Source organism: Neptunicoccus cionae (genome assembly GCF_014643735.1).
Lineage (GTDB): Bacteria > Pseudomonadota > Alphaproteobacteria > Rhodobacterales > Rhodobacteraceae > Amylibacter > Amylibacter cionae.
Genome location: NZ_BMKA01000003.1, coordinates 383,322 through 397,849 on the forward strand (window position 1 = coordinate 383,322; position 14,528 = coordinate 397,849).

At 59.1% G+C, this 14,528-nt stretch carries 15 protein-coding genes; 9 read left to right on the top strand and 6 right to left on the bottom strand.

Features of this window, described 5'->3' with window-relative positions; genetic code table 11:
- Positions 1 to 49: 49 nt before the first annotated feature.
- The 5 genes from IEX10_RS12750 to bcoG form a co-directional block, all read right to left on the bottom strand.
- The gene (locus IEX10_RS12750) at positions 50 to 2,032 is read right to left on the bottom strand and encodes a CocE/NonD family hydrolase (RefSeq protein ID WP_229678539.1); all 1,983 of its coding nucleotides are present in this window, start codon (positions 2,030 to 2,032) and stop codon (positions 50 to 52) included.
- Positions 2,033 to 2,128: 96 nt separating this feature from the next.
- Positions 2,129 to 3,586 (bottom strand): carnitine 3-dehydrogenase, encoded by a 1,458-nt coding sequence (locus IEX10_RS12755; RefSeq protein WP_188675853.1) that lies wholly within the window; start codon positions 3,584 to 3,586, stop codon positions 2,129 to 2,131.
- A 111-nt stretch (positions 3,587 to 3,697) separates the two neighbouring features.
- Positions 3,698 to 3,895 carry a hypothetical protein gene (locus tag IEX10_RS12760; RefSeq protein WP_188675856.1) on the bottom strand — a complete coding sequence of 66 codons (198 nt, stop codon included), beginning with the start codon at positions 3,893 to 3,895 and terminating at the stop codon, positions 3,698 to 3,700.
- Between the two features lie 59 nt (positions 3,896 to 3,954).
- Entirely contained in the window at positions 3,955 to 4,464 is a 510-nt protein-coding gene (locus tag IEX10_RS12765) for a hypothetical protein (RefSeq protein WP_188675859.1), read from the bottom strand.
- Positions 4,461 to 5,372 (bottom strand): 3-dehydrocarnitine:acetyl-CoA trimethylamine transferase BcoG, encoded by a 912-nt coding sequence (bcoG, locus tag IEX10_RS12770; RefSeq protein ID WP_188675861.1) that lies wholly within the window; start codon positions 5,370 to 5,372, stop codon positions 4,461 to 4,463. The genes IEX10_RS12765 and bcoG overlap by 4 nt, the downstream gene beginning before the upstream one ends.
- A 79-nt stretch (positions 5,373 to 5,451) precedes the next feature.
- On the opposite strand from bcoG, the gene IEX10_RS12775 reads away from it, so the two are divergent.
- Both IEX10_RS12775 and IEX10_RS12780 read left to right on the top strand, forming a co-directional pair.
- The gene (locus IEX10_RS12775; protein ID WP_188675864.1) at positions 5,452 to 6,420 is read left to right on the top strand and encodes a GlxA family transcriptional regulator; all 969 of its coding nucleotides are present in this window, start codon (positions 5,452 to 5,454) and stop codon (positions 6,418 to 6,420) included.
- Between the two features lie 98 nt (positions 6,421 to 6,518).
- Entirely contained in the window at positions 6,519 to 7,403 is an 885-nt protein-coding gene (locus tag IEX10_RS12780; RefSeq protein ID WP_229678540.1) for a DMT family transporter, read from the top strand.
- Between the two features lie 31 nt (positions 7,404 to 7,434).
- Here IEX10_RS12780 and IEX10_RS12785 read toward each other — a convergent pair whose 3' ends face one another.
- Positions 7,435 to 8,481 (bottom strand): aldo/keto reductase, encoded by a 1,047-nt coding sequence (locus IEX10_RS12785; RefSeq protein ID WP_188675868.1) that lies wholly within the window; start codon positions 8,479 to 8,481, stop codon positions 7,435 to 7,437.
- Positions 8,482 to 8,594: 113 nt separating this feature from the next.
- Here IEX10_RS12785 and IEX10_RS12790 point away from each other — a divergent pair, with 113 nt between their 5' ends.
- The 7 genes from IEX10_RS12790 to IEX10_RS12820 all read left to right on the top strand — a co-directional run bounded on the left by IEX10_RS12790 (position 8,595) and on the right by IEX10_RS12820 (position 14,386).
- Entirely contained in the window at positions 8,595 to 9,221 is a 627-nt protein-coding gene (locus IEX10_RS12790) for an ImuA family protein (RefSeq protein WP_188675871.1), read from the top strand.
- Positions 9,222 to 9,278: 57 nt separating this feature from the next.
- Entirely contained in the window at positions 9,279 to 9,767 is a 489-nt protein-coding gene (locus tag IEX10_RS12795; protein WP_188675874.1) for a GNAT family N-acetyltransferase, read from the top strand.
- 45 nt (positions 9,768 to 9,812) lie between these two features.
- Complete coding sequence (locus IEX10_RS12800) at positions 9,813 to 10,496, top strand: molecular chaperone DjiA (protein WP_188675877.1); 684 nt, start codon at positions 9,813 to 9,815, stop codon at positions 10,494 to 10,496.
- 16 nt (positions 10,497 to 10,512) lie between these two features.
- Positions 10,513 to 11,556, top strand: coding sequence for an endonuclease/exonuclease/phosphatase family protein (locus IEX10_RS12805; RefSeq protein ID WP_188675880.1), 1,044 nt, complete (start codon positions 10,513 to 10,515; stop codon positions 11,554 to 11,556).
- Positions 11,557 to 11,587: 31 nt separating this feature from the next.
- The gene (locus tag IEX10_RS12810; protein ID WP_188675884.1) at positions 11,588 to 11,938 is read left to right on the top strand and encodes a hypothetical protein; all 351 of its coding nucleotides are present in this window, start codon (positions 11,588 to 11,590) and stop codon (positions 11,936 to 11,938) included.
- A gap of 24 nt (positions 11,939 to 11,962) precedes the next feature.
- A complete protein-coding gene (locus IEX10_RS12815) occupies positions 11,963 to 12,469 on the top strand; it encodes a YkgJ family cysteine cluster protein (RefSeq protein ID WP_188675886.1) in 507 nt (168 codons plus the stop codon).
- 87 nt (positions 12,470 to 12,556) lie between these two features.
- On the top strand, positions 12,557 to 14,386 hold the full coding sequence (locus IEX10_RS12820; protein WP_188675888.1) for a M3 family oligoendopeptidase: 1,830 nt from the start codon (positions 12,557 to 12,559) through the stop codon (positions 14,384 to 14,386).
- Positions 14,387 to 14,528: the final 142 nt, after the last annotated feature.

The following is a 14,528-nucleotide window of genomic DNA, read 5'->3' on the forward strand; positions in this document are numbered from 1 at the left end:
ATGCGATTACCTTGCGCTGTAACACAGGCAATGGTCCAATCAAATTCCTTTACATTCGCGGCACCACCACACGCCAGTCTCTCTGAAACACCTCCGTTTGGGTATCCTGCGTCTCCTCAAAGGCCCGCAGTTCCGCCGTCAAAAGAAAACCATCGTTAACGGTTTCCATCTGCAAAAACGAATTGACCGAAACCCGCCAGTCTCCCCGTCCGTAGCTGCGTTCCCACGCAAACCGGGCAGAGGCCGTGGCTGGATCAAACCGCGCGAAGGAGAAAACCTCATGGACCTTCTCGCGGGTCTCGAGCCCGGTCTCTGGGTTCCGCACAACCCCGTTTTCCCCGAGGATTTCATGCACGATGCGCTGACCCTCAATCCGTATATCCTTATGTTCCGCACGGGGCGTCATCTGCTCCAGCGGCAACGGCACGGCTGACTTTGGGCCGTCAAAAGCAACCGTTACACCCTCGCCATCCAGATGGGGCAGTTCGAGACAGCCACCCGATACACTCAGCGTAACAGGCTCGGCTTCGGGCCAGATGAACGGGAAATAAGACGGCGACAGCGCAATCCGCAAACGATGGCCTTCGGGCAGGTGATAGGCTGCCTGATCCAGCAGAACCTCCACCTCAACCGCTTTATCGCGCGGCATATCCACCATCACAGCCGCTCCGTCCCGCTGGCGCAGGTTCAAAAAACCGTGGGCGATCAGGGCAGAGCTGCCATCTGGCCGCAAATCATTCAATCGCACTGCAATCTGTGCACGGGGACAATCACTCGACAGCGCGAGTTTAACCTTTGCGCGCCCGACAATATCCATTCTATGATCCAGCGGATCACTGTCAAAACACATGGATAAAGCGTCATCCGCAGTCTGATCATCGGGCAATTCACCCGGCCCGAACCCGAAGGGGAAATACTCTCCCGTTCCGCGACCGCATGCCAGATCGGTTCCCACATCGCGGGACACAGGCCCTTCTTCGGCGTCAAGTCCGGTTCCGTTCAGATAAAACCGCTTCATCCCCGCGCCGCGCGACTGCTCCAGCCCGACCCAACGGCCCGCGCGATGGGTAAACGACGTTTGCGGTGCGACACTGTCCATCACATAGCAGCGGTAGGCAGGATCCGCCTCAACGCCACGGTCAATCCCTTTTAGCCAATGATCCCACCAGCGCAGCATCTCGCCAAGAAAGTCGATCTGCGGACCGGGCACCGCGAAATGGGGGTATTTATGGTTCCAAGGGCCAGCGATGCCTTTCACCGGCGCTGTCAGATTGTCCACCAGATGTCCCATGGTGTTGCGATAACCGTCATGCCAGCCGCCCACAGTCAGAACCGCCGCCTTGATCGCGCTGTAATCCTCGCAGACCGATCCGTGCGCCCAATAGTCCGAGCGCACCTGCTCTGCCACCCAGCGCTCTGCCACAAATGGCGTGTGCTCCAGACGGTTCAACCAGATGTCGCGCCAGTCCTCGCCCACAAGTTCGGGATCAGGCGGCGTTGAAAACCACGACAGCACCGTAGCGGCCCAGCCGGGATTTTCCCCCAGCATCACCCCGCCCTTGTAATGAATATCATCCGCAAAACGATCAGTGGTGGAACACAGCGTCACCACAGCCTTCAACGGCTCCGGCGCCCGTGCTGCAATCTGCAACCCGTTGAAACCACCCCATGAAATCCCCATCATGCCGACCGCACCGGAACACCAGTCCTGCGCCGCCAGCCAGTTCACAACCTCTACCCCGTCCGAAAGCTCTTGCTCGGAATATTCATCATCAAACAGCCCGTCACTCTCACCGCAGCCCCGCGTGTCGACACGCACACAAACATAGCCCCTCGCGGCCATGTAAGGATGGGTCAGCGCATCCCGCGCCGCCGTGCCGTCCCGTTTGCGATAGGGCAGATACTCCAGAATAACCGGCACCGGCCCGCAGCCCACAGGCCGCCAGACCCGCGCCGAAAGGGTCATTCCGTTCGACAGAGGTATCCGCAGATTGGCCTCTTCCTCAACTCTGTAGATCGTCTCTTTAGGCACGAATGCTCCTGTTTCCATTTTCTAAAAAAATCCCGCCGGGGGTCAGGGGGATGCGAAATCCCCCTGCTCTGTCCTTACAACTGGTCCTGAACGCCTTCAGCGGCCCTGCCCGACAAACCGCCCCATACCTTCGGGAACCGACAGGGCTTCGTGGGCCTTGGCAATCGCCACCAGCTTTTCCTCAATATGTGGTGCAGGTGGTGCGGCCTTGCGGGTTTCAAGGGACACATGGATCAGCATATGTTCCCCCGTCGCCAGCAAACGCCCGTCGCTTGCCCGCATAAAGTGGAACAGGTGCATCTTTTTGCCCGCACCCAACACCACTTGCGTATCCACGGTGATCTCGGCACCGGCACTGACCTCATCGATGTGGCGGATGTGGGTTTCAGCGGTGAAATAACTTCCACCAGATGCGATATATTCCGCATCACAGCCCACGATTTCCATCATCCGGTCGGTGGCATCGCCAAAGGCCTGCAAATACCGCGCTTCGTTCATGTGGCCGTTGTAATCCAACCAGTCGAGCGGCACCGTCCGCGACACAGTGCGCACCAGCCCGGACAGGTCAGGCTCCCCCAGAGCTGCTTTCGTTTCTGCATCGTAATTCGCCAGAACCGATCCCGCGCCCCAGTTTTGCGCCTTGAGCGCGCGCATCATCGACACAAGGTTGGTGTCGCGGATACGCTCCAGCTCGCGAATGGAATACATCCCCGATTGCGCATCCGACTGATCGGCAATCTTCTTGACCAGCGTATCATCCAGCTCCGGCGTGTCCATCAGATGGGTCAGCGGCCAGTCCATCGTTGGCCCGAACTGACCGATGAAATGCAACATACCTGCCTCGCCGCCCGCAATCCGGTAGGTCTCAAACAGGCCCATCTGCGCCCAGCGCAGGCCAAAGCCGTAGCGGATCGCATCGTCGAGCACCTCGGTGGTACACACCCCGTCATTGACCAACCAAAGCCCCTCGCGCCAAACGGATTCCAGCAGGCGGTCCGCGATATGGCCAAGAATTTCTTTCTCGATCTTAAGCGGCTTCATCCCGATGGAGGTCAGAATTTCCATACAGGCTTCAACCGCTTCAGGCGCTGCGGTTGATCCACCGACCACTTCGACCAGTGGCAGCAAATAGACAGGATTAAACGGATGGCACACCATGATCCGGCTCTTGTCCTGCTGCTCGCTGGACAGTTCGGTGGGCGTGAAGCTCGACGTGGAAGACCCGATGATCGCGTCTTTATCACAAGCGGCGTTAATGGCGGTGAAGGTCTGGTGCTTGATGTCCATCCGCTCTGGCACGCTTTCCTGAATGTAGCTGGCACCGGCCACCGCTTCTGCAATCGTGTCGTGAAAGCTGATCGCGCCTTCCGCCGGCATCGTGTGATCCGACAGGCTCGGCAATGCGCGGCGGGCGTTGCCCAGCACCTCGCCAATTTTGCGCTCGGCTTCGGGATCGGGGTCAAATACCCGCACGTCCCACCCGTTCAGCAAAAAACGCGCAGCCCAAGCCCCGCCAATTACGCCACCACCAATGATCGCCGCTACTTTCGTCATGTTTTACCTACATCGTTACTTTATTCAGGGTCGCAAGCCTCGCGGGCTTGTCCCGCAAAGCGATGTTTTCAATGACAAACTTCCCCGGCAACGCTTAGGTATAAAGCGCGCTTAAGGCAGTTCGACCTTTTCGCCGTTTGGCATATAGCCCGGGCAAAGATTGTAGTTCAGATCACCGGCCCGCGCAGTTTCCTGTGCGATCTCGCGGCAATATTCAAAGTCGAGCGACTGGTGATTGCTCTGATCTGAAACGGGGCCGTTACAGGCAGCGGTCAGTCCGGCAATGGCAATAAGAAGCGGCGTTTTCATAGGTAATCCTTGAATTTCAACAGGGTTTTCTTTCCCCGCAATATACGCCGTTCTTTTGCTCATTCCACCCGCAACCGTGCTACGTCAAAGCCGTTATGCTCCAGTGCGGACACGGCCGCTGCGATGCGGTCCGCCCCGCCTGTTGCCTTGCGATCCACGATAAACGCCGCGCTGCCGTCCCGTGTTGACAGGGCTGCCGTGCGGAACCCTTCGTCCACCCACAGCACCACCATTTGCCGCGTCGCGCCCGTTAACCCGCGATAATCCAGCGTGAAAACAGCCGGTTGATCCGGTGTCACATCAGCCTCGCGCGTGGCACCACCGGCTGCATCCTGTTCCACCCAGCGGCCCGCATCAAAGCGGAATCCGGCGATGCGCCAGTCCCCGTCGAAATCGGCCCGCGTGATCCAGTCGCCCGCAAACCGCGCCGTGTCATACCGAGAGGTCGCAGACATCATCACGCTGTCATCACGGATCGCCCCGCCTTGCGGTGCAGCCCCCCGATCACAAGATGCCAGCACCCCGAGGAGCGCTGCACCAAGAACGAGCCGCCGCATCCACATGATCACGCCGGATCCCGTTTGGTCAGGCCCAGCTTCTCGCGCACGGCCTCTGGTCCCATAACTTTGGCGCCCATACGTTCGATGATGCCGACCGCGTTTTCCACCAGCATTTCATTGGTCGCAAGATTGCCGCGCCCCAGCATCAGGTTGTCTTCCAGACCGACCCGCACGTTGCCGCCCGCCAGCACTGCGGCTGCGACGAAAGGCTGCTGGTGACGGCCCAGCGCAAAGGCAGACCAGTTCCAGTCATCCGGCACATTGTTAACCATCGCCATAAAGGTGTTCAGATCATCCGGCGCGCCCCAAGGCACCCCCATGCACAATTGCACCAGCGCAGGACTGTCCAGAATACCCTCTTTAACCAGCTGCTTGGCAAGCCAGAGATGACCTGTATCAAAGGCCTCTATCTCCGGCTTAACGCCACTGTCAGTCATCATCTGCCCCATAGCGCGTAGCATACCGGGTGTGTTGGTCATCACGTAATCGGCTTCGGCAAAGTTCATCGTACCACAGTCGAGCGTGCAAATTTCAGGGCGGCAATCCAACACGTGGGCCACACGCTCTGTCGCGCCAACCATATCGGTGCCTGCCTTCTGGATATCCATCGGATTTTCTACATCGCCAAAAACCATATCCCCGCCCATGCCAGCGGTCAGGTTCAGCACCACATCCACGTCTGCTGCGCGGATGCGTTCTGTCACCTCGCGGTAAAGATGCCCGTCACGGCGCGGCGCGCCTGTTTCAGGGTCGCGCACATGGCAATGCACAACAGCGGCGCCTGCTTTGGCGGCGGCAATCGCACTGTCGGCGATCTGCTCGGGGGAGCGGGGCACATGGGGGCTGCGGTCCTGTGTGCCGCCACCGCCTGTAACAGCACAGGTGATAAAGACATCGGTGTTCATTTCCAAAGGCATGGCGCTCTCCAATTCGGGTATTTTGTGCAGTCTCCCACCCCTTGCACCCAAGCGCTTTACGTTTTACGAAACATACTTGATGAAAACCGCAAAAATTCCAAAGTCGGCAACACCCATCTTTCACGTTCGCGCGCTGGTGATGCCCCAAAGCAATATGCTCTGCCTTGCAGCCGTTCTGGACCCATTACGTGCGGCCAACCGCGCTGCCGGAACGCAGGTTTATACGTGGGATATTGCCACTGCTACGGATGTGGCGGTGGAACTGACCACCGGACTGACGGTTCCCGCAAACCCCGCAGCCCAGTTGCCGCCACCCGACATGCTGGCCCTGATTGCAGGGTTTGATATTGAAAGCCAAAGCCGTCCGGAAACCCTGCGCCAGTTGATGCCCGCGATCCACCATGCGCCGCTGACCTGTGGCATTGACGGGGGCGGTGAAATCCTTGCCCGTTGCGGCGTGCTGCGCGGACACCGCGCCACAACCCATTGGGAGGACTTGGAAAAACTGGAGCTCGCCTTTCCTGAAATTACCGTGGTGCGTGACCGGTTTGTGCAATCTGGCAAGTTCATCACCACCGGCGGCGCCAGTCCGTGTATTGATATGATGCTGCATCTGATCCAGCGTCACCACGGGCGCACGCTGGCGGAAAGTGTGATGCGCACGTTTCTTTACGATCCGGTCCACGCAGGATCAGACCCCCAGTCGCTGGTCTCTGTGTCGCGGCTGAAACGCCGCTCTCCGCCAGTGGCCCGCGCCTTGCAGTTGATGGAGGAACACCTTGAGGAACCCATCCCCGTCAGCGAAATCGCGCGGCTGTGTGGTCTGTCCGTGCGCCGCCTTGAAATGCTGTTTGTGGCGGAAACCGGCAGCGGTCCGGGGCAGACATTCCGCGCCCTGCGTCTGGCCGAGGCCCGCCGTCTGGTGGTCGACACACCCGACCCGCTGCAAAATATCGCCGTGCGCTGCGGGTTTAACTCTCTCCCCGCGTTTTCGCGCGCGTTCAAAGACGCCTTTGGCACCGCGCCAAGCCATCTGCGCAAACGCTGATCCACGCTGCACCTGATTGACAAGCTGGCCCCGACAGGACACCACTGTCGCCAGCGCAGCACCCTTAAGCGGTCTAGCCGGTTATTTCAGGAAATCCAATGACTTCACGCCCTGCCCCAATGTCTGCCAATCTGATCGGGGCTTTGTTCATGACTGCCGCGATGGCCGTGTTCGCGGTGGAGGACGCCCTGATCAAAGCCGCCGGAGCGTTAATGCCGCTTGGTCAGGTGATGATCCTCTTCGGGCTGGGCGGCGCGCTGGTCTTTGCCACGCTGACACTGATCCGCCGCGAGCCGCTGTTCACCCCTGACGTGATCTCGCGCCCCATGCGCATCCGCGTCGGGTTTGAGATCACCGGACGGTTGTTCTATTTCCTCGCCATCACGCTCACGCCTTTGTCCGCCGCGACCGTGATCCTGCAAGCCACACCGCTGGTGGTGGTGGCCTGCGCTACGCTGGTGTTCGGGGAAACCGTCGGCTGGAAGCGCTGGGCGGCTATCGTGATCGGGCTGATCGGCGTTATCATCATCATCCGTCCGGGCAGTGACAGTTTCTCGGCCCTCTCCCTGCTGGCGGTGATCGGAATGCTCGGCTTTGCGGGCCGCGATCTGGCGAGCCGCGCAGCCCCTGCCACCATCAGCACGGCCCTGCTCGGCCTTTACGGGTTCTTGTCGGTGGTGGTGGCCGGAAGCCTGTTTGCACTTTGGGACGGAACGCCCTTTGTGTGGCTGGACCTGTCGGGTTGGCTGGTACTGAGCGCTGCGATTATCGCCGGCGTCTTTGCTTACAGCTTCCTGATGAAAGCCATGCGCACCGGCGAGATTTCCGCCGTGACCCCGTTTCGCTATACCCGTCTGCTGTTCGGTGTCGCGCTTGGCGTGATCCTGTTCGGCGAGAGCCTTAGCCCAACAATCCTGCTCGGCTCCGGCCTGATCGTCTGTTCCGGCCTGTTTATCGTCTGGCGGGCAAAACAAGCGGCCTGAGCGATCCTGCCCCAGCCGCCTGCGCTTTCGTTCAATACGGCATCGGATGGGCCTTATGCACCGCATCAAGGTCTTGCAGAACCTCGTCTGACAGCTCCACATCCGCCGAGCCAAGGGCAATATCAAGCTGCTCCATGCTGGTCGCCCCAAAGATGGCCGAGCCCATAAAGGGCCGTGTCCGGCACCATGCCAGCGACATCTGCACAGGGTCGAGCCCGTGCTTCTGCGCCACCGCCAGATATTCCGCCACCGTGGGCAATGTGCGCGGCGTCATCCGCCCGCCCAGATCCTCCACGTAGCTGCGGCGGGACTTTTCGGGCACCACATCGCCCTGATACTTGCCAGTCAACAACCCAGCCGCAAGGGGTGAAAATGACAGCAGGTCCACCTGTTCCTGATGGGCCATTTCGGCCATATCCGTATCAAACAGACGGCACATCAGGGAATATTCGTTCTGCACAGACACCACCCGCGGCAGGCCCATGTCCTCGGCCATGCGCACCCAGCGCGCGCAGCCCCAAGCGCTTTCGTTAGACAGACCGAAGTGGCGGATTTTGCCCTGTTCCACCAGTTCGCCGATAGTCTCCAGAACCTCCTGCATATGGCGCAGGGTTTCGGCGCGGTCCTGTCCGCTCGGGTCATAAGTCCAGTTCTGGCGGAACATATAAGACCCGCGATTTGGCCAGTGCAGCTGGTAAATATCCACGTAATCTGTCTGTAAACTGCGCAGCGAGTTTTCCAGCGCTGTGTGGATCGTTTCACGGCTGATCGGCGCGCCGTCCCGCACATTTTTATAACCACTGCCCGACACTTTGGTGGCCAGCACAAAATCCCCGCGCCGCGCCTTGTTGGCCGCGATCCAGCTGCCAATCACCCGCTCTGTATCGCCTTGGGTTTCTTTGGACAGCGGATTGGTGGGATACATTTCGGCGGTGTCGATGATGTTCACCCCCCGCTCCAATGCACGTTCGATCTGGGCGTGGCCTTCGGCTTCGGTGTTCTGGGTGCCCCATGTCATCGATCCGAGGGCAAGTTCGCTGAGTTTAATATCTGTCGTGCTAAGTTGGCGATAGCGCATCTGCGGCTGTCCTGTCGGTTTGTTCTGTTTGGCAAGAAACATGGGCGGATTTTCCGGCTTGTCAACGCGGAAAGGAGTTGAGAACAAATAGCGAACATAGTAATGTGGGGACTATGAACGCCCTGACTCGCAAACCACTGAAACCCGCCAGCACCCACCAGATCGCGCAGGGCATCACCCTGCCCTATGACCGCGCCCATGAACTCTGCGGGCCGTCACGACGCAGTCTCGCGTTGATGATCGCCAGCCGCAATGACGCCCCTATCCTGTGGATCAAACCGGACTGGCACCCCGATGATCTGAACCCTCAAGGGGTGGTGCGGTTTATCAATCCTGCCCGCATTACCTTTGTGCGCCCCAAACGGGCCGAGGACATCCTATGGTGTATGGAGGAATCCTTACGTGCAGGATGTGTGCCGCTGGTGATTGCGGAATGCGACACACCCCCTGCCCTGACGCCGATCCGCCGCTTGCATCTGGCTGCCCAAAGCGGGGCGGAACTGGGCAAGATCAAAATCCTGCCTTTGTTACTGACACCGGGCGATGGCGGCGCACAAGGCATTGAAACCCGCTGGCATATGGCCCCCCGCCATGCCCAAGGCCAAAGCCGCTGGTTGCTGCAACGCCGCCGCGCCCGCATGGCTCCCCCTGCGGCATGGGCGCTGGGCTGGGAACAGAAAGAAGCGCGGGTCTATCCTGAAACCGCCCCTGATATATCCAGCGATATTGCCGCCGAATAACTGCCTTACCGGGCGTATCCCGCTTGACAGCCCCCACAGGGCGCGCAACCTCATTGCATGATTATTCGCCCCGCCACCCCGACAGACGCCGATGCCATTTGTGCAATCTGGAATCCGATCATCCGTGACACGCTGATCACCTTCACCACAGATGAAAAAACCCCCGAAGGCATCATCGCCCTGCTGGACACCAACCGTCAGAATAACTGGCCGTTTCTGGTGGCCGTGGACGGGCAAGATCTGCTCGGCTTTGCCAGTTACGGCCCGTTTCGCAGCGGTCCGGGATATGCCTATACCATGGAACAGTCCATTAACCTTGCCCCCGCAGCCCGTGGCAAGGGCACAGGGCGCAAGCTGATGGTGGCGCTCGAAGATCACGCCAAGGACGCGCAAATCCACTCTCTGCTGGCTGGCGTCAGTGCTGCCAACCCTGCTGCAATCCGCTTTCACACCGCCTGCGGCTTTGTAGCGGTCGCAACCCTGCCCGAGGCAGGGTATAAGTTTGGGAAATGGCTTGATCTGGTGCTGCTGCAAAAGCTGCTGTGACCGGAACAGGCAAACGCAGGAACAACGCAGGAATAAGGACGGCCCATGTCAATCTGGACCCGCATCGCCGAGGCTCTCTCTGCCCTCACCAAAGGCGAAAGCCTTGCGCAGGTGCTGGAAAAACTCCGCACGCCCCCCGAACGTTCGATCGCGTTTACCATTGCGGTGATCGCGCTCGGGGCGAAAATGGCCAAGGCCGACGGTCTGGTCACACGGGACGAAGTCGCCGCCTTCAGGCAGGTCTTTCAGATCTCCAAAGAGGACGAACCCCAAGCCGCCCGCGTCTTCAATCTCGCCCGTCAGGATGTGGCCGGATACGAATCCTACGCAGGCACCATCGCGAAAATGTTCCGCGACGAAAGCGATGTGCTGGAAAACCTCGTGGAGGGCCTTTTCTACATTGCCATGGCCGACGGCGAATACCACCCATCCGAAAGCGAATTCATCCACGAAGTCGCGCGCATTTTCGGGCTGAGCGAGCGTTGCTTTGACAGCCTGCACAAGCGCTTTGTCCCCGATGCCGCACCGGATGCCTACGATGTGCTTGGCGTAACACCGGACACTCCACTGGATGAAATCCGTCAGGCATGGCGTGCCAAAGTGCGCGACACCCATCCTGACCGCCTAATGGCCCGCGGCCTGCCCGAAGAAGCCATCACCCTTGCCACCAAACACATGATCGCCGTGAACGAGGCATGGGAAACCCTGTCACAACGGCACGCTTCATGAAACAGCGGCCCCACTGATGCGCATCGCCACCTATAACGTCGAATGGTTTGCCAGCCTGTTTGACCAGCAAAACAACCTGATACAGAATGACAGCTGGTCGGGCCGTTATGACGTGACGAAGAACCAGCAGATTGCCGCCCTTGGCGCGGTTTTTCAACAACTCGACGCTGACGGGATCATGGTGATCGAAGCGCCAAATTCCGGCAACAGCCAATCCGCCAAAGCTGCATTAGAAAATTTCGCAGCGCACTTCGGTTTGCGCCAGAACACGGCCATTGTCGGCTTTGAAAACGATACCCAGCAGGAAATCGCTTTCCTTTATGATCCGACAAAGATGCAGGTGGCCCATGATCCCCAAGGCGATGAAAGCAGCCCCGACGGGTCCCGCACAGCCCCCCGCTTTGACAGTGTGTTCAAGATTGATCTGGATGTAGACAACCAGCCAGACACAGTGACGTTCTCCAAACCGCCGCTGGAGTTGCTCGTTTCGCCTAAGGGAGGTGCGCCACTGCGGTTTATCGGTGTGCACGCCAAATCCAAAGCCCCCCACGGCGCGCGCAATCGCCAGCAGGAAGTGCGGATTTCCATTGCCAACCGGCGCAAGCAACTGGCCCAGTGCATCTGGTTGCGCCAACGGGTGGAAAACCACCTCACCGCCGGAGAAGACCTGCTGGTGATGGGGGATTTCAACGACGGTCCGGGGCTTGATGAATACGAACGCCTGTTTGGCCAATCCGGTGTAGAGGTCGTGCTGGGCGCGAATAATTCTGATGACCGGATGCTTTATGATCCCCACGCGCTGGCCAAACTATCGCCCCGCAGTCCCGCCCCCACCACGGCGCGTTTCTTTAATCACACCACCAAAACCTATCTGAATGCCCTGCTCGATTATATCATGATCTCACCGGATCTGCGCCGCAGGGCTGCGCCCGACTGGAAAATCTGGCACCCGTTCGACACCCCCGAATGCTTCCGCGACAGGGACTTCTGCGCTGCCCTTCTGACAGCTTCGGACCATTTTCCGGTAACGATTGATCTGGATTTATCGACCAAGTGCTGAACTTTTTGCGAAACAGTCCTATATTAGGGTCATGAAACATTTTGCCCCGCTGATACTCGCTCTGGCCTTGGCCACCCCCGTCGCCGCGCAACAGGAAGAGGACTCCTCTGAACTGTTTAAACGGTTTGAGCAATTGTCCGATGATGCCCAATCCATGCTCAAAGGCTGGGTGGATGAGCTTGGCCCCAAACTCGACGAACTTGGCCCTGCGATGGAGGACCTTGCAGAGCGTTTGGGCGAGATGAGCACCTATCACGCCCCCGAAGTTCTGGAGAACGGCGATATTCTGATCCGGCGCAAGACCCCGCTGCCCGAAAAAGAGGAACCGGAGGCACCCCGTGAAACGCCTTTGACCAACCCGCAAAACACCATAGAACTGTAAGCACAGTTCAATTCGGGGGTGGTCATGGCCGAGGTGGAAATCTGGGACGAAGACCTGTGCAAAGCCTGCGGTGCCTGTTGTGACGGCAGCTTGTTTGTGCAGGCAAAACTGGCCGACGGCGAAGGCATCCTGCCGGATATGGAAGAAAGCTTCGCCCGAAACCAGCGCGGCTTTGCCCTGCCCTGCCCTTACTTCTGTGAAACCTGCACCGTTTACGATATCCGCCCCAAGATTTGCCGTACCTTCGGGTGCGAACTGCTCGCCGCTGTGAAAGACGGCGCTGTCCCTTATACACAAGCCCTGCAAGCTGTGGGACGATTGCGCACGGCACGTGCAGCACTGGCCACCCACCTGCCGGACGCCGCCAACAGCGTGCCCACGGCTGAACAGCGCTTTGCGGCGGGATATCGCAACTACCCCGATCTTGCGGCATTTCAGGCGGACAATGCCCAAACCATCGCAGCGATCAAGGAAATGCAGGACGCCACGCGCCCTTTTACCCACGGCAAAAACAGCGCGACCACCATGTAGGGTGTCACGGCTTAATGATCGCCCCTTTCACTTCGCCGCCCGACACCCTAAGTCTTTTGCAACGAAATCTTTACCGGAGCTTTATATATGTTCAGACCCACCGCCCCCGACCTGCCCAAAGACCACCGCGACGCAACAGGGGGTGCCACGCTGGGGGATTTGCCGGAATGGGATCTGACCCATCTTTACCCCGCCGAGGACAGCCCCGAACTGGCCCGCGATTTGGAGTTCCTGACCAAAGAATGCGCCGCCTTCGCAGCGGATTACGAAGGAAAACTCGCAGGGCTCAGCGCGGCAGAGATGCTGAACTGCATCCAGCGTTACGAGAAAATCCAATCGGTATCAGGCCGGATCATGTCCTTTGCGGGGCTGCGTTACTATCAGGTCACGACCGATCCGGACCGTGCGAAATTTATTTCGGATATGCAGGGCAAGATCACCGATCTGTCCACACCGCTGGTGTTCTTCTCTCTGGAAATGAACCGCATCCCCGACGATGTGCTGAACAATATGCTGTCCGACAACGCCGATCTGGCCCGTTACCAACCCGTGCTCGACCGGATGCGGGCGATGAAGCCCTACCAACTGTCGGACGAACTGGAAAAGTTCCTGCACGACCAATCCGTTGTTGGCGCCACCGCTTGGAACCGCCTGTTTGATGAAACCTGCGCCGCGTTGGAATTTGATGTGGACGGCGAACTGCTTAACCTTGAAGCGACCGCAAACCTGCTGTCCGATCCGGATCGCGCCACCCGTCAGAAAGCTGCCGAGGCTTTTGCCAAGACACTGGGCGAAAACATTACCCTGTTTGCGCGGATCACCAACACGCTTGCCAAAGAAAAAGAAGTTGAGGACCGCTGGCGCAGCCTGCCCACCCCGCAAGCCTCGCGCCATCTGGCCAATGATGTGGAACCCGAGGTGGTTCAGGCGCTGCGCGATGCTGTCGTTGCTGCCTACCCGAAACTCTCCCACCGGTACTATGCGCTTAAGGCGAAATGGATGGGGCTGGAAAAGCTGGAAATGTGGGACCGCAATGCCCCGCTGCCCGGCAACGATGAAGCCACCATTCACTGGGATGAGGCCCGCAAGACCGTCACCGACGCATATGCCGCCTTCTCCCCCAAAATGGCCGAACTGGCCGAACCGTTCTTCACCCAAGGCTGGATCGACGCTGCCGTTAAACCGGGTAAAGCACCGGGCGCCTTTGCGCACCCGACCGTGACGGACGCCCACCCCTATGTGATGCTGAACTACCTTGGCAAACAGCGCGATGTGATGACGCTGGCCCATGAACTCGGCCACGGGGTGCATCAGGTCCTTGCGGCGGATCAGGGCGAAATGCTGTCGTCTACGCCGCTGACGCTGGCAGAAACAGCCTCCGTCTTTGGCGAGATGCTGACCTTCCGTACGCTGTTGGACGCTGCCCCCGATCAGGCGGCGCGCAAACGTCTGCTGGCAGGCAAAGTTGAGGACATGATCAACACCGTGGTCCGCCAGATCGCGTTCTACGACTTTGAATGCAAGCTCCACGCCGCCCGCGCAGAAGGCGAACTGACACCCGATCAGATCAACGAAATCTGGATGTCGGTGCAGGGCGAAAGCTTGGGTCCGGTATTCAACTTCATGGACGGCTATGAAACCTTCTGGTCCTACATCCCCCACTTCATCCACTCCCCTTTCTACGTCTACGCCTATGCGTTCGGCGACGGTCTGGTGAACGCGCTTTACGCAGTTTACGAAGAAGGCGAGCCGGGCTTTCAGGAGAAATACTTCGAAATGCTGCGGGCGGGTGGGTCCAAACATCACAAAGAACTTCTGGCCCCCTTCGGGTTGGATGCCAGCGATCCGAAATTCTGGGACAAGGGCCTGTCCCTGATCAGTTCCATGATCGACGAACTGGAAGCGATGGAAGAGTAACTTCACGCGCAAAACGCCTCTTCAATTCAACCGGCGCCCTGCCCTGTGGGCGCCGGTTTACGCTATTTCGACCCGCCGGAGACTTAAACGCGCTCCTGCAAGCGCGAATCGGACTTTTAACGGTTTAGACCCACTCCACCTA

Excerpts from the sequence above, each read along its gene's own strand:
- IEX10_RS12755 (WP_188675853.1), bottom strand. The coding sequence starts at position 3,586 with ATGACGAAAGTAGCGGCGATCATTGGTGGTGGCGTAATTGGCGGGGCT.
- IEX10_RS12760 (WP_188675856.1), bottom strand. The coding sequence starts at position 3,895 with ATGAAAACGCCGCTTCTTATTGCCATTGCCGGACTGACCGCTGCCTGT.
- bcoG (WP_188675861.1), bottom strand. The coding sequence starts at position 5,372 with ATGCCTTTGGAAATGAACACCGATGTCTTTATCACCTGTGCTGTTACA.
- IEX10_RS12775 (WP_188675864.1), top strand. The coding sequence starts at position 5,452 with ATGAAAACCGCAAAAATTCCAAAGTCGGCAACACCCATCTTTCACGTT.
- IEX10_RS12780 (WP_229678540.1), top strand. The coding sequence starts at position 6,519 with ATGACTTCACGCCCTGCCCCAATGTCTGCCAATCTGATCGGGGCTTTG.
- IEX10_RS12785 (WP_188675868.1), bottom strand. The coding sequence starts at position 8,481 with ATGCGCTATCGCCAACTTAGCACGACAGATATTAAACTCAGCGAACTT.
- IEX10_RS12790 (WP_188675871.1), top strand. The coding sequence starts at position 8,595 with ATGAACGCCCTGACTCGCAAACCACTGAAACCCGCCAGCACCCACCAG.
- IEX10_RS12795 (WP_188675874.1), top strand. The coding sequence starts at position 9,279 with ATGATTATTCGCCCCGCCACCCCGACAGACGCCGATGCCATTTGTGCA.
- IEX10_RS12800 (WP_188675877.1), top strand. The coding sequence starts at position 9,813 with ATGTCAATCTGGACCCGCATCGCCGAGGCTCTCTCTGCCCTCACCAAA.
- IEX10_RS12805 (WP_188675880.1), top strand. The coding sequence starts at position 10,513 with ATGCGCATCGCCACCTATAACGTCGAATGGTTTGCCAGCCTGTTTGAC.
- IEX10_RS12810 (WP_188675884.1), top strand. The coding sequence starts at position 11,588 with ATGAAACATTTTGCCCCGCTGATACTCGCTCTGGCCTTGGCCACCCCC.
- IEX10_RS12815 (WP_188675886.1), top strand. The coding sequence starts at position 11,963 with ATGGCCGAGGTGGAAATCTGGGACGAAGACCTGTGCAAAGCCTGCGGT.
- IEX10_RS12820 (WP_188675888.1), top strand. The coding sequence starts at position 12,557 with ATGTTCAGACCCACCGCCCCCGACCTGCCCAAAGACCACCGCGACGCA.